Raw genomic sequence first — 23,939 nt, 5'->3', positions numbered from 1 at the left:
TGACACGTGCCAAAGGCACGTCCCTACTTGTGGGATGCTCATGTGGGGGGCCTCCGCCCCTTCAATGAATGATGGCACATATTATACAAACCATGGTACATTTATACCATTGCAGATTCGGAATATTCCACATACCCATCCTTTCTCTCCCCTTCGGGGAGTTGGAGGGGCTGTCTGGCATGTGCAAAGGCACGTGTCTACTTTGGGTATTGGGGGCTTGGACGCAGGAGTGTTGGGACGGATATTTGTGGCATTGTAAAGGTGTTTATTATTTGATTTTGCAGTGTAGTATATTAACTGTTACAGTATCCGGACATATATATGATATATTTTATTTATATGCCAAGAATGGAGGGGTGAGTAATACTTTAGCTATTTATTACAGGCGTTGCTTAGGCAGTATAATCGCGGCATTGTCTGAGGCTTTATTGATGATGTTTATGTGAATGTGTCAAAAAATATATTGTTGATATATGTCTTTTGTTGTAAATGTATTATCTTTGTACTGACGAATAGTTATTGTTTGAGTATGAAAAGATTAAAAATGTGTATGTTACTGTTGCTTGCAGTGACTTCTGTCTGCGGTCAGTACCGTAAGAGTGTATCAGTATTGGGAGATTCCTACAGTACATTTAAATCATACGTTGTTCCTGATACGAATTATGTGTGGTATAGTGAAGATGTTGTGGAGCGTACTGATGTCAACGATGTCTGTCAGACATGGTGGCATCTGTTGATAAAGAATAATGGTTTGCGTTTGTGTGTAAACAATTCATTTTCGGGTGCGACAATTTGTAATACAGGTTATAAGAAAGAAGATTATAGTGACAGGTCTTTCTGTACTCGTCTTAATATGCTTGGCTCACCAGACATCCTGCTTATTTTTGGTGCGACGAATGACAGTTGGGCCGGTTCACCGGTTGGTGAATACAAATATTCAGGTTGGACTTCGTCCGATTTATATTCTTTTCGTCCTGCAATGGCTTATATGTTGAGTAATGTAAAGAAACGCTATCCTAATGTGGATATTTATTTCATTCTTAATGACGGACTGTCAAAGGATATTACGGTTTCATGTAGAGAAATATGTGAGCATTATGCTGTAAAGTGCATTAATTTAAAGAATATAGACAAGCGTAGCGGACATCCTACTGTGAAGGGGATGAAGCAGATCGCCTCTCAGGTTGCTGCTGTAATGTTTCAGGAAAACAGATTGCCTTAGTAATTTATTATATTATAATAATCTGTGTGGAGCATGTCTGAAGTGAATGCTTCACACAGATTGTTTTTTATGGCATTCTTTCATAATACGTTATGGAAATGTGTTAGAAATAAAAAGTATGCAGAAGATGCCGGTTTTATGATTTTTTTTCATAATTTTGCACGCTCTAAGATATATCTTCAAAAGAATACTTTTTATTTTATGGAATTAAACAAAAATTTTATTGACGGACTTTGGAGTAAAGAAATCAATGTAAGTGATTTTGTAAGTAGAAACATTGCTCCCTATACTGGAGACGCGTCTTTTCTTCAAGGCCCGACTGAACGTACAAAACGTATTTGGGATATCTGTTTAAAGGCATTGGAGGAAGAGCGAAACAACAACGGTGTAAGATCGTTGGACCATAAGACCGTTTCCACCATTACCTCACATCAGGCAGGATACATCGACAAAGAAAATGAACTTATTGTAGGATTGCAGACCGATGAGCTGCTGAAGCGTGCCATAAAGCCTTTCGGAGGAATAAATGTGGTGGCAAAGGCTTGTCGTGAAAATGGTGTTGAGGTAGATGATAAGGTGAAAGATATTTTCACGCACTATCGTAAGACACATAATGACGGTGTGTTTGATGTTTACACTCCAGAGATACGTTCTTTCCGTTCGCTTGGTTTCCTTACCGGGCTTCCCGATAACTATGCCCGCGGACGTATCATCGGTGACTACCGAAGGCTTGCTCTTTATGGTGTCGACCGTATAATAGAGGCAAAACAGGAGGATATGCTTAATCTTACAGGTCCTATGACCGAATCGCGTATACGGCTTCGTGAGGAGGTGGCGGAGCAGATTAAGGCATTGAAGGAAATAAAGGTGATGGGTGAGTATTACGGATTGGATCTGAGTCGTCCGGCAACATCGGCGCACGAAGCTGTCCAGTGGGTATATATGGCCTATCTTGCCGCTGTGAAAGAGCAGGACGGTGCCGCAATGTCTCTTGGCAATGTTTCATCATTCCTTGATATTTTCATTGAGTATGACTTGGCTCACGGGTTGATAAATGAGACTTATGCACAGGAGCTTATCGACCAGTTTGTGATAAAGCTCCGTATGATACGCCACTTACGCATGCAGTCATACAACGATATCTTTGCCGGTGATCCGACATGGGTGACCGAGGCTATTGGCGGACGTTTCAATGACGGACGTGTCAAGGTTACGAAAACATCATTCAGGTTCCTTCAGACATTATATAATTTAGGTCCGTCTCCAGAACCGAACATGACAGTTCTGTGGAGTCCGGAACTTCCACAAGGATTTAAGGATTTCTGTGCAAAAGTTTCAGTAGACACAAGTTCCATTCAATATGAGAACGACAACCTGATGCGCGAGGTCCGCAACTGTGACGATTACGGCATAGCATGTTGTGTTTCGTATCAGGCCATCGGTAAGCAGATACAGTTCTTCGGTGCGCGTGCAAACCTTGCCAAGGCGTTGTTGCTGGCCATTAACGGCGGACGCTGTGAGAACACAGGAACGGTTATGGTTAAGGGTATTCCCGTGCTTACGAGCGATACGTTGAAGTTTGAGGAAGTGATGAGTAACTATAAGAAGGTGCTCACTGAAATAGCCCGTGTATATAATGAGGCGATGAACATAATACATTATATGCATGACAAGTATTATTATGAGAAAGCCCAGATGGCTTTTGTTGATACCAATCCTCGTATAAACCTTGCCTATGGTGTTGCCGGACTGTCTATTGCCATTGACTCCTTGTCTGCCATCAAGAATGCCAAGGTTACCGCACGCCGCAATGATATCGGTCTTACGGAAGGTTTTGATATTGAGGGAGAGTTCCCTTGTTTCGGAAACAATGATGACCGTGTCGACCATCTTGGCGTTGATCTGGTGTATTATTTCAGTGAGGAACTTAAGAAACTGCCTGTATATAAAAATGCCCGTCCTACATTGTCGTTGCTTACAATAACTTCTAATGTGATGTATGGTAAGAAAACCGGAGCCACGCCTGACGGGCGTGCCAAGGGCGTTCCTTTTGCCCCGGGTGCCAATCCTATGCACGGCCGTGACAAGAACGGTGCTATCGCATCCTTGAGTTCCGTGGCAAAACTTCGTTATCGTGACTCACAGGACGGTATCAGCAATACATTCTCTATTGTGCCGAAGTCGCTCGGACCTACAGATGAGGAGCGTATCGAAAACCTTGTTACCATGGTGGACGGTTACTTTACCAAGGGAGCACATCATCTCAATGTAAATGTTCTGAACCGTGAGATGCTGGAAGATGCTATGGAGCATCCTGAGAAATATCCTCAGCTTACAATCCGTGTGTCAGGCTATGCCGTTAACTTTATAAAGCTTAGCCGCGAGCATCAGCTTGAGGTTATCAGCAGAAGTTTCCACGAAAGAATGTAATATGCAAGATATGATACGTGTACACTCATACGAATCAATGGGAACATACGACGGGCCGGGGCTTCGGCTCGTCGTATTTCTTCAGGGATGTCCGTTCCGTTGTCTTTATTGTGCCAATCCTGATACAATATCTTTAACCGGAGGCAAGCTTACATCTCCTGATGAGATTCTGGATATGGCAGTTAGCCAGAAACCGTTTTTCGGAAGTAAGGGTGGCATTACGTTTTCCGGTGGTGAGCCTACTTTGCAGGCGGATAGCCTGATACCGTTGTTCCGAAGACTGAAGACGGCCGGAATACATATTTGTCTTGATACGAACGGTGGAGTATGGAACCGTCAGACAGAAGAACTGTTTGGTCTTACAGACCTTGTGCTGTTAGACATAAAGCAGTTTGATGAGTCACGTCATAAAGCTCTTACGGGGCACACCAACGCGCAGACATTGCGTACGGCGGCATGGCTTGAGGAAAACGGCAGACCCTTTTGGATACGTTATGTTCTTGTGCCGGGATACAGTGACGGTGAGGATGATATACGGAATCTCGGCCGTAGTATCGGGGACTATAAGAATATCAGGCGTGTTGAGATATTGCCTTACCATCGTCTTGGAGTGCATAAGTATGAGGCGATGGGGCTTGAGTATAGCCTTAAGGAGGTGAAAGAAAACACGAAAGAGCAACTTGAAAGGGCAGAGATGCTGTTCCGTGAATATTTCAGTATTGTGGTCGTTAATTAGGTTGACGGCCACGATATCTGAAACATCCGTCACTTCAGAGCCATATACTCTTCTTTCATTTTGCGTGTGAATTTACTTACGACCTCTTCAAGCGAATGGTCGATGAGACTGAATATAAGTTCGTCATTCGCATCGGCATTGAACCGAATCTGGTTCCAATACTTTTTGTTGAAATGGAATGCCGGTTCTATAGCATTATATGTTTCGCGCAGCTCGGACGCATATTCCGCATCGCATTTCAATATTATTATATCAGGATTATCCAATGACAGTACTGCGAAAATCTTTCCCATTACTTTAAACACCAGTGTTTGTGTGTCAAACGGGAAAGTCTCTTCACATCCTTTCTTGCCGAGGCAGTATTCACGTGCTTTTTCAATATTCATGTCTTCATAACGTAAACACCTGTTGTATATTGTACTTATGTCCTTAAATCTTATGTCTTTGTTTTGTAATTTGTCTTTTTATCCGTATCTTTGCGGAAGCAAACAGATTATAATCTATCTAAAAAAATATAACAATGAGTTTCAAAGGAAATTTATCAGTGCTCTTGGCACTTTCCCTTTCTGTAGGCATTCAGGCGGAAGCCAAGATTAAGAGACAGGCAAGGAAAGCCAGGACATCGGTTGTCAATGTGGAAAAGGTTTCCCCGCAGGTTTTTCTTTATAGTCCCGGAGACAGGTCCGGATTTCATGTGGCAAAGATCACATCAGATGGAACCGCGGTAAACTTAGGACAGCTTTTCTCATCAGACTATGCCCGTTGGGGGTCGGATAAGAAGATGTATACTCCCTTTATCACACGTCTTTCATCCGGAGGCTATGCCGCAGTATTTTCGGTAAACGACAGTGCACCGTGTTTTGCCGTGGCTTTTTCTGACGATATGGTTACATGGAGGCCTCAGGACTATCCAAAGATGTCTGTGCGCGGTTGTCTGGCTCCGGTGATACGCTGCGATTCAGACAATGCCTATACGGTGTTGTTCAAGACAAAAGACGGGAAGGTGAGGAAAACCGCCACTGATGCACGTTTCAGGCATTTCACTCCTGATGTTGCCGCAACATCTCAGGAATATGAGAAAGCGGACGTTAAGAGAGATACCGTAGAGATTGGCGGCAAGCGGTTTGCCGGATTCAAATGGGCTGCAGACAGTGCTTTCGTTGACGGTCTGGACCGTTATTTTGCAAATCTTTCTGTCAACGGGCGCAAGAGTGCGGAGAATCTTAAGGATGATGCGTCGCGATTTGCATTTCTTGGAGGAAAGCCATATCCCGCAACTCTTACCATAGAAGGAAAGAAAATGAAGGATATAAGCGATAAGCTTGTCGGTGTGTTTTTTGAGGATATAAGCTATGCAGCCGATGGCGGTCTGTATGCCGAACTTGTTCAGAACCGCGACTTTGAGTATTCCTCTTCCGACCGTGGCGAATGGAATGCCACCACTTCATGGCGTGCCGCTTCAGGTAAAATAAATGTTCTTACCGATAATCCTATAAGTAAGAATAATCCTCATTATGTGGCAGTCACTTCCGATACGCTTTATAATTCCGGATGGGATGGAATAAGGGTAATGAAAGGAGCGAAATACGATTTCTCTTTCTATGTCCGGATGGCACAGGGAAAAGGCAAGCGTTTTATAGTTAAGCTTGTAGACAACGGACGTGAAATAGCTTCAGCCACTGTGACTGTAAAGCAGGGTAAGACTTCGGAATGGACAAAATATGATGCCGTCCTTACCGCTTCTGAGGATGCAGAGAAGGCAGAGCTGGCCGTTGTTGCATTGAAAGATGACGAGGCACACCTTGACATGATAAGTCTTTTCCCTCAGGATACGTTCAATGGGCGCAAGAACGGTCTGCGCAAAGACCTTGCCCAGACAATTGCAGACCTGCATCCGAAATTCATCCGTTTTCCCGGAGGATGCATGAGCCATGGCGACGGACTTGGAAACATATATCATTGGAATCACACCGTAGGGCCTCTTTACGATCGTGTGCCGGACAGAAATATCTGGCGTTACCATCAGACACGCGGACTCGGATTCTACGAGTATTTCCAGTTCTGCGAGGATATACAGGCCGAGCCGCTGCCAGTTCTTGCCGCAGGTGTGCCTTGTCAGAATTCCGGTGCAGACAGTGATGGTTATGGCGGTCAGCAGGGTGGTATTCCCATGGAAGACATGCCGGCTTATATCGAAGAGATACTGAATATGATAGAATGGGCCAACGGTGATCCTGCCACGAGCAAATGGGCAAGGATGCGTGCGGATGCCGGCCATCCGGCTCCTTTCAACCTTAAGTATATTGGTATAGGCAACGAGGATATAATATCAACTGTGTTTGAGGAGCGTTGTCTCATGATATGCAAGGCCATAAAGGAACGTTATCCTGAGATAACCGTTTGCGGTACTGTCGGTCCGTTCCATGCACCGTCGTCTGACTATATCGAGGGATGGAAGTTTGCCAATGAAAACAGGAATGTGATAGATATGGTGGACGAGCATTACTATGAAAGTGTAGGATGGTTCCTCAACAATGCCCGCTATTATGACAATTACGACAGGAAAGCACCGAAAGTATATCTTGGCGAATATGCTGCACGTACGGGCAAGGGCGGGCTTGACTGCGCGCTTGCCGAGGCATTTTATCTGTGCAATATCGAGCGCAATGCCGATGTAGTGGAAATGACATCATACGCTCCTCTGCTTTCAAAGAACGGTCACAGCAACTGGAGTCCTGATATGATATACTTTGATAACGGCAATATAACACTCACACCGAGCTATCAGACACAGAGGCTGTTCTCTACTTATTACGGTAATAAATATATCACATCTTCATTAAAGCCGGCTTCCGGCAATTCCGACACGCTTGCCGTCAACCGTATAGCTGCAAGCGTGGTTATGGACAAATGGGGTAAGGTGTTCCTGAAGGTTGTGAATGTATTGCCTGTCGAGCTTAGTCTTGATATCGACGCAAAGAATCTTCCATACGTCTCGCGTATGAGGTATGAAGGTATAAGCGGCAAGCCCGGACAGGTTTCCCTTAAGCCCCACACGGGTGAATATAAGGTGGATTTGGGAGGAAAGTTCCATATCACCCTGCCTCCGTATTCATTCCGCGTTATACAGATGTAGCCGGCGGAAAGGATAAGTTCTTGCAGCTTATTTAGCGAATAAGGTAAAAATCCTGAAAGCAGAATGGCTTTCAGGATTTTTATGTTCCATATTTATTGAAAACATGATTTAAAATAAGGATTCATTCAAAATGAATAATAATGTTTATCTTCCATCCAAGCCGCGCTACGAGATTCTTGACGGACTGCGTGGGGTGGCGGCTATGTTTGTCGTAGCCTTTCATCTGTTTGAGACGTACTATCATTGTGGCCCTGACCAGCCGGTAAACCATGGCTATCTTGCCGTTGATTTCTTTTTTATGTTGTCAGGCTTTGTAATCGGTTATGCATACGATGACCGCTGGGATCGCATGTCGGTCAGGAGTTTCGTAAAGCGCCGTCTTATCAGACTTCATCCAATGGTAATCTTCGGCTCACTTTTTGGAGCGCTTATGTTCTATTTTGGAAGTTGCGGGGCGTTTCCCGTAATTGGCGACACACCATGGTATATGGTATTGGCTGTAATGTTTTGGGCATTTACGATGATACCGATGCCGACTTCGATGGATATCCGCGGATGGTCGGAAACCAATCCGCTTAATGGTCCGGCATGGTCATTGCAGTGGGAATACCTGGCAAATATTCTTTATGCGTTCGTATTTCGTCATCTGTCCAAGGTGTCGCTTTCCGTCTTTGTGGCGATTTTTGCGGCAATGACGGTTGTCTTGTGTCTAAACATAGATGTGACGGGACTTCTCGCTTCACGCGACTACGCTTCTTATACGGTGATGGGCGGATGGAGCCTTACTCCTGGTCAGTTGCAGGTTGGTATCACCAGGCTTCTTTATCCGTTTTTCTGCGGGTTGCTTGTCTCTCGTCTGAATCTTAGGATAAAGGTAAGGGGTGGCTTTTGGTGGTGCTCTTTAATGATTGCCATATTGCTTTGCATGCCATGGATGGGAATTGGAACGGAAGGCAATAGCCGCTGGACAAACGGCCTCTACGAGGCGGCGTGTATCATTTTTCTATTCCCTGTCATAGTGATGATGGGGGCCGGCAGCAGTGTAAGAGGAGGAAAATCGGAAACATTCAATAAGTTTCTCGGTGACATTTCCTATCCTATATACATCACCCACTATCCGTTTATATATGCACACATGGCATGGGCCGATAACAATAAGGATGCACCGCTTGCCACACATATATCTGTGGCAGTGGGAATATTCTTTCTTGCCGTTTTTGTTGCTTACGCGTCTTATAGGCTTTACGACATGCCTGTTCGCGAGTGGCTCAGAAAGCGTTGTTTCAAATCAGGTGGGGTAGAATCGTCCCACCAAAATCCTGTTGTATGATTTTTTTGAAATCAATTTACACATTTCGGTATATGTAAATTTCTCTTCCGATGAATGGCCTGTTTATGTTCAATGAATGGCCTGTTCATCGGCCGTGAATGGCCTATTCACCATTAATGAATAGGCCATTCATTTTGGGCATATTTTTGATAAATGCTAACGTGTTCTATATCAGTTGATTATCAAGTTTGTTGGACTTGAAGGAGATGATGTGAAAATACGTTGCGAATTTTCATTACATATTAGGCATGTTTACATCTGCATTGCAGGCCTTAATCATATCTTTCTATATGGTTTTCTGTCCAATTCATTGGAAGGAGGTTCCCGCCAGACACATGCCAAAGGCACGTCCCTACTTTGGGTAGAGTCCTGCATAGCCACCTTATGCTTTCACATACCTTTCGTTTTTCTCTCCTTTGGGGAGTCGGATGAATGCAACATATAGTGACGCTTTCGATAAGCCAAATGAGCAATGTTAAGCTTGCTTGAATATTACCATGGCGAGAAAAGGTAGGATGAAATCAAACGATTTCTTGCAGTCTTCACCGGCTGTTTTTATGGATTTCCAAAGTAGCTGTAGTGATTGTTATCCGGATTCACCACAATCTGTTCGACCACAATCTCCGGATCAATCATTATGATACGCAGGACGTGTTTTCCCGGCGAGGCATCTAAATTGACGGATAGCCAACGGATATTGTCAAACACCTCATTGCGGCGGGGCAGTTTTCTTCCGTTCATCCATCCGCCCAACAGCAGGTTGTTGGGAGCGGGGAGAGGTTTCAACACCTTCGAAACGGCAAGGTTTTTCTTAGTGTATTCCTGAAACTCATCATGTAGTCCTTGCCGGGCATCTATAATCTGCATCGGCTTATCGTCAATCCTTACACCTAAACGAAGACCGCGCTCAGGGTGGATGTCCTGGGTCGGAAGTATCCCGACGGCAATTTGTCTGCCGGTCATGTCTATTTCATATTCCATCGTGGCACCGTTACCTGAGATGTCGCTCTTTGCCGTTACATTGTCAATTCCCATGCATCCCTTTCCCCGGCCGAGATCGGGAAGGAAAATCCATCGTGCGTCCTTGCCGTCAGTTTTATTCTTATATTCGTAGGCCGGAATAGAATATTCATTGGTTGGTGTTGATGATATGTTGTTGTCCACCTTGAATCCGAGTGTCATAGGGTTGGCGTTTTTCTTTGGTATTTCCCATTTTGTGTATCCTATGTGGTTGTCGAGCATCATACCGTTCCACTTGCCTCCGGCCAGTTCTTTGTTGTAATATTCTGTAAGACGCCGGTCTTTTTGCATCAGTGCCTCTATTGAAATCGAATCACCCAAAGTGGCATAGTTGTAGATCTGAGCCACACCGGCGCTGCCGACCACAGGATAGTATACAAGCTGAAAGAAAGCATCCTGCATTTCTGCCGGCAGTGCGGCCTTCAGGTTCTCGCAGCGAATTACCAGTGACTGCCATATTGCGCTTGTACGCAGCATTTCTTCCTTGTTGAATATTCCCGGATATTGCACCTCAGGCTTTCTCCATAGATTGTACTTGCTGTATTTGCCGATGATGTCTGCTATTTCCGTGGCGTTTTCCCTGCCGAAGACGCTCTCTGCAAAATCCTCGAGATAAGCCTGTTCGTCACCAGGCTTTATGGCATTAGGATTCCAGGCGTATTTCATGATGAAATCAATAGGTATCTCCTTTGGCTTAAGGTCGCCCACGTTGACAATCCATATCCTGTCTATTCCGGATTGGTATGCCAGATTGAGCTGTTCGCGAAGTTTGGGTATTGTTGTAGTGTTTACCCATCTGTCGTTCCATGGGCCGCCGTTCATGTCTATATGATAGTACATGCCCATGCCTCCTTTACGCTTACGTTCCCTGTCACCTCCCATTCTTCGGATATATCCCCAATTGTTGTCACAGAAAAGCAGGGTGACGTCATCCGGCACTGTGAAGCCCGCGTCATAATAGCGTTGAACCTCGGTGAATATTGCCCAAAGTTGAGGTACTTTGCTTGCAGGCTTTCCATATACCTTACTGATTATGTCGCGCTGGCATTCAATCACATCGCCAAGTGTCCTTATGTTGTCGCTGTCATCTCCTTCTCCCATTGCTGTGTCACCGTCGCCACGCATGCCGATGGTTATGATATTCTCTTTGTCCTGGGAGCGTTTTATGCCTTCGGTGAAGAACTTGCTGATGCGTTCCGGATTATTTTTGTAATCCCAAGGGCCTATTTCTCCGCGGCGTGAGGTGTATTCTTTGTGAGCGCGCATCATTGGCTCGTGGTGTGATGTACCCATCACGATGCCCATCTCGTCGGCCACTTTAGGGGAAAGAGTGTCATCCTCATTGAAGGCACTTGCCCACATGGCCGGCCATAAGTAGTTGGCTTTCAGACGCAGCAGCAGTTCGAATATCCTGCTGTATGCCTTTGAGTTGATGCCTCCAAACTGATTTATGCACCATGTGCCGAACGATGGCCATTCGTCATTTATGAATATGCCACGGTATTTCACTTTAGGCTCACCGTCGGTGTATACTCCGTTGCCGATGTATATATGATTGTGCTTCTGAACAGGAGCGTCCGCCATCCAGTACCAGGGAGAAACACCAATCTGGCGTGACAACTCGTAGATTCCGTAGATGGTGCCGCGTTTGTCAGAGCCAAGAATTACCAACCGGTTGTTTTCCGTGAATATAAGATATTGTTCCCATTTGCCCTTCAGCTTTTTTGCCTGTGCCTTGAACTGTTTGGCAATCTTGTCTTTTCCCACTGTGGCCACAACGATGGGGGCATTGCCGCTTCCTGTCACAGCCTTGAGGTCGTTGCGCAGATTACGTACTGCAATTTTCACCCCTTCCCATTCATCGCTGCCATATATTATGGTATCTTGGTGTTGGGTAAGTTCCCATTGTGTATCGGTGGTTTTGGTAAACGATACGAACTTCTCTGCCGCATTTGCCAAGTGATGGCAGAACAGAGTGCTGAGTATAAAAAGCAATCTTGTCATTTTTTAGGGTATGAGGTTGTTATTTGAATACTTTTGAGGCAGTGCCGTCGGCATACGTCACGATGTTGATGCCTTTCTGCAAATGCCGGAGCCTCCGGCCTTGAAGGTTGTATATGGCTTTTATATCCTTTTTGTCTGTGTATGGAAGGATTGTAATATCAGTGTCTTCGTTGTGGCGTACAAGTCTTATATTGCCGACAAGTGCCTCGTTGTAGCCTCCTGCAGACTTTCCTACCGTCCATTTGAGAATATAGTTGCCTGCTGTCTCAACCTCAAAGTCGAGGTTGAAGTCTGTAGTATTAGTGATGCGTGATGCAGATCCGTTTTCAGAGACAAAGTGTTTGGGTCTTGAATCCAGTGTCTTTATATTTGTGCCTGTGAGTTTCTGTATGGCTGCTGTCACGGCAGGAGTGGCCTTCCATCCCACAGTAGAGTAGGACAGTGTGTATTTGCCGGCTTCGAGATTCATACGGAAGTCTGTTTCCTCACCGTAGCATACATATCCGTCACCGTTTGTCCCAGTGCGGAAATAGAAAGCATATTTCATTGCGCCTTCCGGAGAGAATCCCATGATGCGAGGCCCGAGGCTGTAGTTGCCGGCTTTGCGTATGCCCTCCTCCGACTTCGAACGCCATCCGTCCGGAATACACGATGCGCCATAGAGGTCGAATTGGTCTGTAAAGACAGTGATACCTGTATTGTTGTCACCGTCATCCGGCCAGTCGTCACGTTCGCTGCTTTTGATGAAAATATATGTGTTCACACTGTAAGGCTCTACGTTTACTTCGGGCGTGCAGGTCTCGTCTCCGACGGTAATGTCCGACTTCTTCGCGTTTAGCGATTCTGTTGTTGAAATACGGTTTCCTTTCATTGTGTTGAAAGGAAGTGAGATTGTTGTGCTGTAAGTGTCGGCGGAAGGATTTATCACCATCACAACCACACTGTCGCCTGTCACAGACAGGTAGGCGGAAGAACTGAGCCGGCTGTAGGCATCATTGAGCACGTGTTTGATCCGTGTAGAGCCTGACACGTATTTGGCGTAGTGCGATAGGATGTATCCGCGTTTGGTGAAGCTGTTGTTTACGGTGCCATACTGTCCGTCTCCCAGGCATCCGTAGTAGCGTTTCAGCGAGTAGTGTACCCATGCGCTCATGTCTGCAAGCATGGCATCGTTGATACTGCGTGCGAAGAGGAAGCCGTCATCCTTCCAGTTTATGTTCTTATTTTCATTCTGCTGACGTTCGTTGATAAGGAACTCCGTCATCCACACCTCCTTGCCTTTCTGTGCGGCAAGAGGATATGAAGAGCCGTCCCAGCCATAAAAATGACCTCCGAGGATATCGAGCTGCTCGCATGCTCTCGGGTCGTTGAGTATGGGTTCGTGCATACTCTTTGTGAAGTGAATGGCTTCAGGTGCGATGATTTTGCATTCTATGATATGGCCGTATTCGCGAAGAAACCTTGCAAGTTTCTCGCCTGTCCAGATGCAGCTCTGGTAAGTGGTATTCCAGTCCGGTTCGTTCTGTATGGATATGGCGTCAATAGTGACACCCTGACTTTTCATATATTTATAATAGTCGTTAAGGAAGTTTGCCCAGTCTTTGTAGTGTTCCTCGAGCAGCTCACCGCCGTTGCTGTCATCCTTGTTTGATTTCCACTCTGCCGGAGGCGACCAAGGTGATGCGAAGATAAAGGCTCCGTTTCGCTTTGCTGCCTTTGCGTTTGCAACTCCCGCGCTCCATCCGCTTTTGTTGTTTGCTATGTATAGCCGTACAATATTGAGGCCAAGCTGTGTGTCATTCTTACCGAAAAGCTTGTTCATTTCTGTGTCGGTCAGCCAATATGCCCATTGCGGACTTGGGGAGAATCCTCCGAATCCCGTCACGTGCTGATATTTGATACGGCTGTCTATACTTATGCTTGCCGTGCGGTTTTCTGCATACAACTGTATGCCAAGTAAAAGAAGAAGTGTTAAGATTGTGATTTTTTTCATGCCTTTGTTTTATATTCATTATTTGTTGCAAAGATAAGAACTGCATACGGAATATAAAGAAAAGAATGTTTCAGATATTTGCATAATTGTTTCATGATGTGACTGTACAGATCTTAAGCGGTAAAAAAACGGTTCGGTCTTTTAAAGAGAATGGCAGGTTTTGTGAAACGATTGTCTCTATTCTGTCATCAGACGCAGGGTATAGGTCGGTCGCATGTAAGATTCTTTATTAAGTTGAATGATACCGGCTTTGAAGATGTTGGGGCAGCGGATTTGTATCGTTCCGCCCGGTATGACAAAGACCTCAGGAAGTTGATGAACTAATATGTCTTTGTATTTTTATACTGTTTATAATGTACAGACAGGCCTTTGTCAAACCGGGAAACGGCCATTCCCTTACTTTCCGACTTAAGTCGGAAAGCTTTCTGACTTAAGTCGGAAGGGTGTCTGACTTAAGTCGGAAACACGTCTGACTACAGTCGGAAGGTTTGCGGACTGGCTCTTTGCGGTCTGACGGTGTGCCGTTTACAGGAATCGGCTGGCATGTTTCAGTTTTATTCTCATATTGGTTTACATCATCTTGATTTCAGTTTGTCGTCTTCAGGAAATGGTTGTGTCGTCCGGTTGCTTTCACAGTTTCTTCAGTGGAATATATGCGTGTTCTTTTTAAACTTAAATTTTGTGTGTTTAGGAAAGTTTTGTATATTTGCAACATAATAATCAACTTAAATTCTTTGTATGAAAAAACAAATTGTAGAGTGTGTGCCAAATTTCAGTGAAGGCCGCGATAAATCCAAGATAAAGCTAATAACCGATTCCATTGAGAGTGTTGAGGGAATAACTCTTCTTGATGTTGATGCCGGTGAGGCAACCAACCGTACTGTTGTGACTTTTGCCGGTGAGCCGGCCGCTGTTGTCGAGGCTGCTTTCCGTGGAGTGAAGACAGCTGGCGAGGTGATAGACATGCGTTTTCATCATGGGGCGCATCCCCGTATGGGAGCTACGGACGTACTTCCGCTTGTTCCTGTCAGTAATATCACTTTGGAGGAATGTGCCGAGCTTTCACGTGCTCTGGCAAGGCGTATTGCCGATGAGCTTGGCATACCGTGTTATTGTTACGAGGCTGCCGCACTGCAGCCGGAGCGCAAAAATCTTGCCGTTTGCCGCGAGGGCGAATATGAGGCGTTGCCACACAAGACATCGGTGCCGGGGCTTGCGCCTGATTACGGGGCACGGCAGTATGACGAGAAAATGGCACGTACGGGGTGTACGGCGGTAGGTGCGAGAGACTTCCTGATAGCTGTGAACTTCAATCTCAACACCACGTCTACGCGCCGCGCCAATGCAATTGCTTTTGACGTCAGGGAGAAAGGGCGTCCGAAGCGCGAAGGCAATCCTATAACGGGAAAACCGGTGGTAGACAGTGATGGAAATACCGTGATGATTCCCGGTACGCTTAAGGCAACAAAGGCCATAGGATGGTATATCGAGGAGTATGGCATCGCTCAGGTTTCGATGAATATCACCGATATAAACACTACTCCGCTTTATATGGCCTTTGATGAAGTGTGCCGTGCGGCGGGGTGTCGCGGAGTGAGAGTCACCGGCACTGAAATTGTCGGTCTGATGCCGGAAAGGACACTGTTGGATGCCGGAAAGTATTTTCTTCGTAAACAGCACCGCTCAACGGGCATACCCAAGAAGGATATAATAAACATTGCGGTGAAGTCGATGGGACTTGACGACCTGAAACCCTTCAACCCGCAGGAAAAGGTTATAGAATACATGGTGTCGCGCACGGGTGCGGAGACCGGACGTCTTGTGAATCTCACGGTGAAAGGTTTTGCCGATGAGACACTGCGCGAATCGCCCGCTCCTGGCGGTGGCTCTGTATCGGCCTATATGGGAGCTCTCGGTGCATCGCTCACGGCTATGGTTGCCAACCTCTCTGGACATAAGCCGGGATGGGACGACCGTTGGGAAGAGTTCTGCGTTTGGGCGGAGAAGGGATGTGCCATAGAAGAGGAGCTTCTTCATCTTGTAGACGAGGACACTTCTGCCTTCAATATGATAATGAATGCTTATGGAATGCCGAAGTCTACGGAAGAGGAGAAGCGTAAGCGTTCGGAAGCTATACAGAGTGCCACGCTTTTTGCGGCCCGTGTGCCGTTGTCTACCATGCGTTGTGCTGTAAAGGTGTTTGAGATAAGCCGTGCCATGGTGGAGTATGGCAATCCAAACAGTGTGTCGGATGCAGGAGTGGGGGCTTTGGCTGCCCGTGCCGCGGTGCTTGGGGCCGGTATGAATGTGAAGATAAACGCCGCATCGCTGAAAGACCGCGAGGTTGCCGCTTCCCTTGTTGCCGAGGCTGATGCCATCATTGCCGAGGCCGTGAAGGCCGAGGCGGAGATTGTGGAGAAGGTGAACAGAATGATAAATTAAAGAATCAACGATATGACAAAAGAAGATTTTGCATCAGAAATACGCATGGGCATACCGGACGTTTTGCCGGAACCTATGCCATACGACAATGACATAAACCACGCGCCGAGGCGCAAGGACATACTAACTGCGGAACAGAAGCGCCTTGCATTGCGTAATGCGCTGAGATATTTTCCAAAGAGTTTCCATGCCGTGCTTGCACCGGAGTTTGCCGAGGAACTTGGAAAGTACGGACGTATATATATGTACCGTTTTCGTCCGCGCTATAAAATGTATGCCCGTCCGATTGACGAGTATCCCCACCGTTCGCGTCAGGCTGCGGCCATAATGCTGATGATTCAGAACAATCTCGACCCGGCTGTGGCCCAACATCCCCACGAACTTATCGTATATGGCGGCAACGGAGCCATATTCCAGAATTGGGCGCAATACCGTCTTACGATGAGATATCTCAGCGAGATGACCGACGAGCAGACGCTTGTGATGTATTCCGGCCATCCGCTCGGACTGTTTCCTTCGCATAAGAATGCGCCGCGTGTGGTGGTTACGAATGGAATGGTTATACCGAACTATTCAAAGCCCGATGATTGGGAAAGGATGAATGCCCTCGGTGTGAGCCAGTACGGACAGATGACGGCCGGCTCGTATATGTATATCGGTCCGCAGGGAATCGTACACGGCACGACCATAACAGTGCTTAACGCCGCACGCATGAAACGTATGGCCGAAGGCGGTGATGCCGGTGACATAAGCGGAATGCTTTTCGTGTCGTCAGGTCTCGGCGGCATGTCCGGAGCGCAGCCAAAGGCCGGAAACATAGCCGGGGTGGTGAGCGTTGTTGCCGAGATAAATCCGCTTGCAGCCGAAAAGCGTCATGCACAGGGATGGGTTGACGAGCTTCACCATAATCTTGACGAGCTTATTCCCGCTGTCAGACGCTATATGACAGAGAAACGCACAGTGTCGCTTGCATACGTGGGCAATGTTGTTGACCTTTGGGAGCGCCTTGCCCAAGAGAATATAAATGTGGATTTGGGTAGTGACCAGACATCCCTTCACAATCCTTGGGCTGGAGGATACTATCCGGCTGGCATGACCTTGGAGGAATCGAAACGCATGATGGCCGACGAGCCTGAGGCGTTCCGTGAGCGTGTGCAGGCATCGTTGCGTAGACAGGTGGCGGCAATCAATGTCCTGGCTGGGCGAGGCATGTATTTCTTCGATTATGGAAATGCATTCCTTCTGCAGAGCGAGAGAGCCGGGGCCGACATAATGAGTGGCGGACGGTTCCGTTATCCGTCATACGTCCAGGATATTATGGGACCGAAATTCTTTGACTACGGTTTCGGGCCGTTCCGGTGGGTATGCACTTCGGGCACTCCAGAAGATCTTGCCGCAACCGACCGCATTGCGACAGAAGTTCTTGAGGAGATCCGCAGTCATGCGCCTGAAGACATTATCCATCAGCTCGACGACAATATCCACTGGATACGTGAGGCCGGCCGCAACCGTCTTGTGGTAGGCTCTCAGGCACGTATCCTTTATGCCGATGCAGAGGGACGCGCAAAAATCGCACTTGCTTTCAATGATGCGATAAAGCGCGGTGAGATAACCCGTCCGGTTGTTCTCGGCCGCGACCATCACGATGTTTCCGGCACCGACTCTCCGTTCCGCGAGACGAGCAACATCTATGACGGTTCGCGGTTCTGTGCAGACATGGCGGTGCAGAATGTAATAGGCGACGCCTTTCGCGGAGCTACATGGGTGTCGCTTCATAACGGTGGAGGCGTAGGCTGGGGAGAAGTGATGAACGGAGGTTTCGGAATGGTGATAGACGGCTCGGAAGACAGCCGGAGGCATATCACGGAAATGCTGTTTTGGGATGTCAACAATGGAATAGCGCGCCGTAGCTGGGCAAGGAACAGCGGTTCTATGAAAGCTATAGAGCGTGAGATGCAACGCTCGGAAGGACTGGTGGTTACCATGCCTAATGTGGTTGATGACAATATACTCGACAATATATTTATAGACTAAAAGAAAACAAAAAACTGTCATGATTCATGAAATATCATCAGGCCATCTTACCATCGAACGCATAGGTGAGATATTGGAGAAAGGGATAAAGTTGTCGTTGGGCGATGACGCACGTAGGAGGATAGAGCGTTGCCGTGAGTATCTGGACAAGAAGATATCTGAGAACGGTGCGCCTATATATGGAGTGACCACCGGTTTCGGTTCGCTTTGCAACGTGTCTATAGGCGGCGACTATCTTGCCCAATTGCAGATAAACCTTATGATGTCTCATGCCTGCGGCACGGGCGACCGTGTGCCGAACGAGATTGTAAAGATAATGCTTTTGTTGAAGATACAGTCGTTAAGTTACGGATATTCAGGCTGTAAGCTTGATACAGTTGAACGGTTGGTCGATTTCTTCAACAATGATGTTTATCCTGTTGTATATATGCAAGGCTCTCTTGGTGCCTCCGGTGACCTTGTGCCCCTGGCCCATCTTTGTCTGCCACTTGTCGGTCTTGGAGAAGTGGAATACAAAGGCAAGGTGATGACCGGTGCCGAAGCTCTGCGTAAAAACGGATGGAAGCCAATCCAGCTTGCCTCAAAAGAAGGACTTGCGCTGCTGAACGGCACACAGAATATGGGGGCCTTTGCCGTATGGGCACTGCTTCATGCCCATAGGCTGAGCGGTTGGGCAGACATGATTGCCGCAATGTCGCTTGATGCTTACTGCGGACTTGTCGAGCCGTTCACCGAGGCTGTTCACCGTGTGCGTCCGCATGCCGGACAACTTGCCACGGCCGCACGAATGAAAGCACTCCTCGAAGGAAGCGAGATTATGGAAAAGCCGAAGTCGTATGTACAGGATCCGTATTCTTTCCGTTGTGTTCCGCAGGTGCACGGTGCAGCCAAGGATACCATCAGATATGTGGAGACGGTAATCGATACAGAGATAAACTCTGCCACGGACAATCCTACGGTGTGTCCGGATGAAGACCTTATAATATCTTCAGGTAATTTCCACGGAGAGCCGATAGCTCTTCCAATGGACTTCCTTGCCATGGGGCTCAGCGAATTGGCCAATATCTCGGAGCGGAGGATATACAAACTCGTTTCCGGTACGCGCGGCCTGCCGTCATTCCTTGTAGCCAATCCGGGGGTGAACAGTGGTTTTATGATAACGCAATATACGGCGGCCTCGATAGTGAGCCTCAATAAGTCGCTTTGCACACCGTCGTCGGTAGACAGTATTCCCTCATGTCAGGGACAGGAAGACCATGTGAGCATGGGAGCCAATGCGGCAATAAAGCTATATAAGGTGGTGCAGAACACTGAGCGCGTGCTTGCCATTGAACTGTTTAATGCCGCACAGGCACTTGAATTCCGTCGTCCGCTGAAATCATCGCCTGTGATACAGAAGACACTTTGCGAGTTTAGGAAATATGTGCCTTTCATCGTAAATGATGAAGTGATGTATCCGCATATAGCACGTTCGGTGGATTTCCTTAGAGAAAACAGTTTATATGCTGATAATTAAGAATATACATACTCTGGCAGGCATTGACGAAAGCGGCCGGACCAGGCGGCAGGGAAAGGATATGGCCGAAACGGGAATACTTTACGATGCCTATCTTAAGATAGATGACGGAAGGATTGCCGGATACGGCACTATGGATAACCTTGTAAATGATGAAGGATGCGAGGTGACGGATGCCGAAGGCGGATGTGTGCTTCCGGCATGGTGTGACTCGCATACCCATATCGTTTACGGAGGAAGCCGCGAAGGTGAGTTTGTGGACAAGATAAACGGTCTGTCGTATGCCGAGATAGCACGGCGCGGAGGTGGTATTCTCAATTCAGCGGAGCTTCTTCACAATATGTCGGAAGATGAGCTTTACCGCCAGGCTATGTGTCGTGTGAGGGAGATTGCGGCCAAGGGTACCGGATGTGTGGAAATAAAGAGCGGCTATGGCCTTAATATTGACGATGAGCTGAAGATGCTTCGTGTGATAAGGCGTATCAGCGAGACGTGTCCGCTGAGAGTGGTACCGACATTTCTCGGGGCGCATGCCGTGGGCAGGGGATACACGAAGGAAGAATATGTGGATGAGGTGGTCTGCGAGATGATACCGGAGGTTGGCCGCGAACGGCTTGCCGATTTCATTGATGTGTTCTGCGACGACGGATTCTTCACACCGGCGGATACTGTGCGAATACTTGAGGCTGGAGAGAAGTGGGGAATGGTTCCGAAAATACATGCGGATGAACTGGCCGCTTCCGGTGGCGTCGAGGCGGGAGTCAGATGCGGTGCGTTGTCGGTAGACCATCTTGAGAGCATGGACGACCGCGAGATGGCTTTCCTTAATGGGGCGTCAACCATGCCCACCGTGCTTCCTGGAACATCTTTCTTCCTGAACATGCCGTATGCCAATGCGCGCGGAATGATAGACAGCGGGCTGGGAGTGGCCGTGGCGAGCGATTATAACCCCGGGTCAACGCCATCCGGAGACATGAAGTTCGCTGTGTCATTGGCATGTATAAAGATGCGGCTGTTGCCCGTTGAGGCAATAAACGCCGCTACGGTAAACGGGGCATACGCCATGGGGCTTTCCAATGAGTATGGCACGATAGGCATGGGAAAAAGGGCTAATATTATCATTACATCTCAAATTCCTTCAATCAATTATATTCCATACGCGTATACTTCTCCAATTGTGAAGAAAGTGCTTTTCGAAGGGAAAGAATGGATTTAGCTCTTGCAAGGATGGTATGTCCGTGATGGCGGCTGTACGGTATTCCGCAATACGCTACTATGTTTGAAAGGATAGAGATTCATATTTGGACTTTATATTTTGCAGTATGACTTTTTTTTGCTATTTTTGCAAACGTTAAGCCGGCTTCGGGATATAAAGTCCGTTTTCGTTTATTACAAATTCACGGTAGATGAGCGTTTTCTCCGGCTTTCGCAGTTATTAAGCTAAGACAATAATCAACCAAACTACTTTATAATGAAAAAAATATCATTAATCTTTAGCGCTCTGATGGCTTTTCTGACCGTCTCGGCCGATGATGCGCGTATAGTGCGCACGATGAATTTCGACTGGCGCTTTCATGCAGGCGACGTTGCCGGATGTGAGGTTCCGGGATTCAACGACAAAGGATGGCAGTCTGTGGACGTGCCGCACGATTTCCAGATTTCACAGCCGTGGGTTCCTCCGGCAAAGGATGAGAAGGCAGACAACAGTGATGCGGCAAGCAACGTAAAGAGCCGTTTGAGCTCACGCGGATTCAAGGAAATGGGAATCGGGTGGTATCGTAAGAGTTTCACTCCCGATGCTTCTTGGAAGGGCAAACGTATCGTGCTCGATTTTGAGGGTATAATGCTTGTGGGAGATGTATATCTGAACGGAGAGAGAATAGGCGGAACCGAATATGGATATGTAGGCTTCGAAATAGACATAACAAAGAAATTGAAATTTTCGCAGGAGAACGTCATAGCCGTGAAGGCGAATACGCAGAAGCCGGAAAACTCACGCTGGTATACCGGAGGAGGTCTGTTCCGTGATGTAAACATAATTGTTACGGATCCGCAGATGTATTTCACACGCCATCCGCTGTATATCACGACCCCTGTGGTTGAGGCAGGAAAGGCTTCTGTCAAGGTGCAGGCTGAGATTGCATGCTATCTGAGAACAAATAAGCTGAAGGTGAATACAAAGATTATCGATGCCTTGGGAAATGCGGTGTATGATGTGACAAAGGATATTGACTTCAACCGCGGACAAAAGATAAACGAGCATCCAATAGACAGCATAACCATCAGCAATCCCCATTTGTGGAGCTGTGAGGACCCATATCTGTACAAGGCACAGATAACACTGTTGCGTCCGGATGGAAGCGTTGCTGATATGGTGACAGAGAATTTTGGTGTGCGTAAGATTGAATATTCTCCGGAGTTCGGTTTCAAGCTCAACGGAAAGAAAGTTATAATGAAAGGTATAGCCAACCACCATACTCTCGGTGCTCTTGGTGCCGCAGTATATCCGCGTGCGATAGAGAAACGTCTGCAGATGCTTAAGGAGTTCGGCTTCAACCATGTGCGCACATCGCATAATCCTTACAGCAAGTCTTTCCTCGACTTATGCGACAAATACGGTTTCCTCGTAGTTGACGAGCTTTATGACAAATGGCTGACCAAGTTTGCAGGCGGTCGTACGGCGTGGGAGAATATCTGGCAGTATGACGTGCCGGAGTTTGTGAAACGCGACCGCAACCATCCGTCTGTAGTTATGTGGAGTCTCGGGAATGAGCTTCAGACATATTGGGACCTTCCATACGCCGACTGGGGTGTCACCGCATACCGTCTGCAGAAAGTGCTGCTCAACCGCTATGACACTACGCGTCCTGTCACCGTGGCCATGCATCCGCGCGGCCGCAACCTTAAGACAGACTCTCTGCCGGCACCGCTTGTATTGGAGACGGACATAGCCGCATACAACTATAGATATATGTATTTCCCTGGCGACAGCAAGCGTTTCCCGCACCTGATGTTCTATCAGAGCGAGGCAAATACGGCGGCAATGGGCCCGAACTATTATGAGATGGATCTCGACAAGGTGATAGGTCTTGCATATTGGGGTATGATAGACTATCTCGGTGAGTCACACGGATGGCCGGCAAAGGGATGGACACAGGGCGTGTTTGATATTTCCCTTGAGCCGAAACCGATAGCATACTTCCTCAGAAGTATCTTCAATGAGAATGAGCCGATAGTGCATATCGGTATCATTGACAAGGATGACAACACGGTGTGGAATGATGTGAAGGTGGGAACACAGACCATGTCTGATCATTGGAACCGTAAGGAAGGCAGCAAGATGTCGCTCTATACATATACCAATGCCGACGAGGTGGAGCTTCTTGTAAACGGCAAGACTATCGGGGTGAGGAAGAATGACCGCAACAATCCCAAGGTGAGAAACAAGATAAGGTGGGATAACGTAGCCTATCAGAAGGGTAATATCGAGGCCGTGGCCCGTAAGGGAGGAAAGGTTGTGGCCCGTCATAAGATAGAGACCACAGGTGAGGCAAAGAGACTTGCTGCCGTTGCAGACAATAAGGACTGGAAGGCCGACGGAATGGATCTGCAGCATGTCCGTGTGTGTGCCGTTGATTCCAAAGGCCGGCGCGTACAGACATCCGATAACAAAATCAGGTTTGAAGTGTCGGGACCGGCAGAGATTGTCGGTGTCATAAACGGAAATCTTGCCAGTGACGAACTTACCGTAGGCAACAGCCGGAGCCTGTATAAAGGCACGGCAACAGTTATACTCCGCTCAAAGAAAGAAGCGGGCAAGGTGACTCTGACCGCATCTGCTGACGGACTGAAGACATCCAAGACCGTGATGCTTTCTGTGGCGGAATAGAATCATTGTCATATATACTATTTCAACAGGTGCCGGCATTAAAGCCGGCACCTTCTTTTATATGTTTCTTCAACGGATGTCTTTACCTTGTTTTATACGTTGTTTTACTGTTTAAGGATGGGGCTTTTAAAATATTTGTCTTATAGCTTGGATTTATCGGAATAAATCCGTATTTTTGTGAATGATA

Annotated in this window: 14 protein-coding genes; 11 read left to right on the top strand and 3 right to left on the bottom strand. The window is 47.2% G+C overall.

Annotation, left to right across the window (positions count from 1 at the left end; all coding sequences use genetic code 11):
• The 4 genes from HPS56_RS13205 to pflA all read left to right on the top strand — a co-directional run.
• A partial coding sequence (locus HPS56_RS13205) for a hypothetical protein (protein WP_216655778.1) occupies positions 1-259 on the top strand: 259 nt, incomplete at its 5' end.
• A 270-nt stretch (positions 260-529) separates the two neighbouring features.
• Positions 530-1,222, top strand: coding sequence for an SGNH/GDSL hydrolase family protein (locus HPS56_RS08190; protein WP_172275658.1), 693 nt, complete (start codon positions 530-532; stop codon positions 1,220-1,222).
• Positions 1,223-1,423: 201 nt separating this feature from the next.
• On the top strand, positions 1,424-3,652 hold the full coding sequence (pflB, locus tag HPS56_RS08185; protein ID WP_172275657.1) for a formate C-acetyltransferase: 2,229 nt from the start codon (positions 1,424-1,426) through the stop codon (positions 3,650-3,652).
• A 10-nt stretch (positions 3,653-3,662) separates the two neighbouring features.
• Entirely contained in the window at positions 3,663-4,388 is a 726-nt protein-coding gene (gene pflA / locus HPS56_RS08180) for a pyruvate formate-lyase-activating protein (protein ID WP_172275668.1), read from the top strand.
• Positions 4,389-4,417: 29 nt separating this feature from the next.
• Here pflA and HPS56_RS08175 read toward each other — a convergent pair whose 3' ends face one another.
• Positions 4,418-4,774, bottom strand: a complete 357-nt coding sequence (locus HPS56_RS08175; protein WP_172275656.1) for an MmcQ/YjbR family DNA-binding protein — start codon at positions 4,772-4,774, stop codon at positions 4,418-4,420.
• A 134-nt stretch (positions 4,775-4,908) separates the two neighbouring features.
• Here HPS56_RS08175 and HPS56_RS08170 point away from each other — a divergent pair, with 134 nt between their 5' ends.
• Both HPS56_RS08170 and HPS56_RS08165 read left to right on the top strand, forming a co-directional pair.
• Positions 4,909-7,524 (top strand): alpha-L-arabinofuranosidase family protein, encoded by a 2,616-nt coding sequence (locus HPS56_RS08170; protein ID WP_253952421.1) that lies wholly within the window; start codon positions 4,909-4,911, stop codon positions 7,522-7,524.
• Between the two features lie 130 nt (positions 7,525-7,654).
• The gene (locus HPS56_RS08165; protein WP_172275655.1) at positions 7,655-8,854 is read left to right on the top strand and encodes an acyltransferase family protein; all 1,200 of its coding nucleotides are present in this window, start codon (positions 7,655-7,657) and stop codon (positions 8,852-8,854) included.
• A gap of 555 nt (positions 8,855-9,409) precedes the next feature.
• Here the strand turns inward: HPS56_RS08165 and HPS56_RS08160 are convergent.
• Both HPS56_RS08160 and HPS56_RS08155 read right to left on the bottom strand, forming a co-directional pair.
• Entirely contained in the window at positions 9,410-11,878 is a 2,469-nt protein-coding gene (locus tag HPS56_RS08160) for a glycosyl hydrolase 115 family protein (RefSeq protein WP_172275654.1), read from the bottom strand.
• A gap of 19 nt (positions 11,879-11,897) precedes the next feature.
• Positions 11,898-13,871: a glycoside hydrolase gene (locus tag HPS56_RS08155; RefSeq protein ID WP_172275653.1), complete on the bottom strand. Its 1,974-nt coding sequence runs from the start codon at positions 13,869-13,871 to the stop codon at positions 11,898-11,900.
• A 738-nt stretch (positions 13,872-14,609) separates the two neighbouring features.
• Here HPS56_RS08155 and ftcD point away from each other — a divergent pair.
• The 5 genes from ftcD (at position 14,610) to HPS56_RS08130 (ending at position 23,752) form a co-directional block, all read left to right on the top strand.
• On the top strand, positions 14,610-16,313 hold the full coding sequence (gene ftcD / locus HPS56_RS08150) for a glutamate formimidoyltransferase (RefSeq protein ID WP_172275652.1): 1,704 nt from the start codon (positions 14,610-14,612) through the stop codon (positions 16,311-16,313).
• Between the two features lie 12 nt (positions 16,314-16,325).
• Positions 16,326-18,347, top strand: coding sequence for a urocanate hydratase (hutU, locus tag HPS56_RS08145; protein ID WP_172275651.1), 2,022 nt, complete (start codon positions 16,326-16,328; stop codon positions 18,345-18,347).
• Between the two features lie 19 nt (positions 18,348-18,366).
• The gene (gene hutH / locus HPS56_RS08140; protein WP_172275650.1) at positions 18,367-19,863 is read left to right on the top strand and encodes a histidine ammonia-lyase; all 1,497 of its coding nucleotides are present in this window, start codon (positions 18,367-18,369) and stop codon (positions 19,861-19,863) included.
• Complete coding sequence (gene hutI / locus HPS56_RS08135) at positions 19,850-21,079, top strand: imidazolonepropionase (RefSeq protein WP_172275649.1); 1,230 nt, start codon at positions 19,850-19,852, stop codon at positions 21,077-21,079. Before hutH ends, hutI begins: the two co-directional genes overlap by 14 nt.
• 255 nt (positions 21,080-21,334) lie before the next feature.
• Positions 21,335-23,752, top strand: coding sequence for a glycoside hydrolase family 2 TIM barrel-domain containing protein (locus tag HPS56_RS08130; RefSeq protein ID WP_172275648.1), 2,418 nt, complete (start codon positions 21,335-21,337; stop codon positions 23,750-23,752).
• The last annotated feature ends 187 nt before the right edge of the window (positions 23,753-23,939 follow it).

This window comes from Xylanibacter muris (genome assembly GCF_013166605.1).
GTDB lineage: Bacteria > Bacteroidota > Bacteroidia > Bacteroidales > Bacteroidaceae > Prevotella > Prevotella muris.
Note: the sequence above shows the minus strand (reverse complement) of the source record. Positions and strands in the feature narration are given on the sequence as shown.

Excerpts from the sequence above, each read along its gene's own strand:
- HPS56_RS08190 (WP_172275658.1), top strand. The coding sequence starts at position 530 with ATGAAAAGATTAAAAATGTGTATGTTACTGTTGCTTGCAGTGACTTCT.
- pflB (WP_172275657.1), top strand. The coding sequence starts at position 1,424 with ATGGAATTAAACAAAAATTTTATTGACGGACTTTGGAGTAAAGAAATC.
- pflA (WP_172275668.1), top strand. The coding sequence starts at position 3,663 with ATGATACGTGTACACTCATACGAATCAATGGGAACATACGACGGGCCG.
- HPS56_RS08175 (WP_172275656.1), bottom strand. The coding sequence starts at position 4,774 with ATGAATATTGAAAAAGCACGTGAATACTGCCTCGGCAAGAAAGGATGT.
- HPS56_RS08170 (WP_253952421.1), top strand. The coding sequence starts at position 4,909 with ATGAGTTTCAAAGGAAATTTATCAGTGCTCTTGGCACTTTCCCTTTCT.
- HPS56_RS08165 (WP_172275655.1), top strand. The coding sequence starts at position 7,655 with ATGAATAATAATGTTTATCTTCCATCCAAGCCGCGCTACGAGATTCTT.
- HPS56_RS08160 (WP_172275654.1), bottom strand. The coding sequence starts at position 11,878 with ATGACAAGATTGCTTTTTATACTCAGCACTCTGTTCTGCCATCACTTG.
- HPS56_RS08155 (WP_172275653.1), bottom strand. The coding sequence starts at position 13,871 with ATGAAAAAAATCACAATCTTAACACTTCTTCTTTTACTTGGCATACAG.
- ftcD (WP_172275652.1), top strand. The coding sequence starts at position 14,610 with ATGAAAAAACAAATTGTAGAGTGTGTGCCAAATTTCAGTGAAGGCCGC.
- hutU (WP_172275651.1), top strand. The coding sequence starts at position 16,326 with ATGACAAAAGAAGATTTTGCATCAGAAATACGCATGGGCATACCGGAC.
- hutH (WP_172275650.1), top strand. The coding sequence starts at position 18,367 with ATGATTCATGAAATATCATCAGGCCATCTTACCATCGAACGCATAGGT.
- hutI (WP_172275649.1), top strand. The coding sequence starts at position 19,850 with ATGCTGATAATTAAGAATATACATACTCTGGCAGGCATTGACGAAAGC.
- HPS56_RS08130 (WP_172275648.1), top strand. The coding sequence starts at position 21,335 with ATGAAAAAAATATCATTAATCTTTAGCGCTCTGATGGCTTTTCTGACC.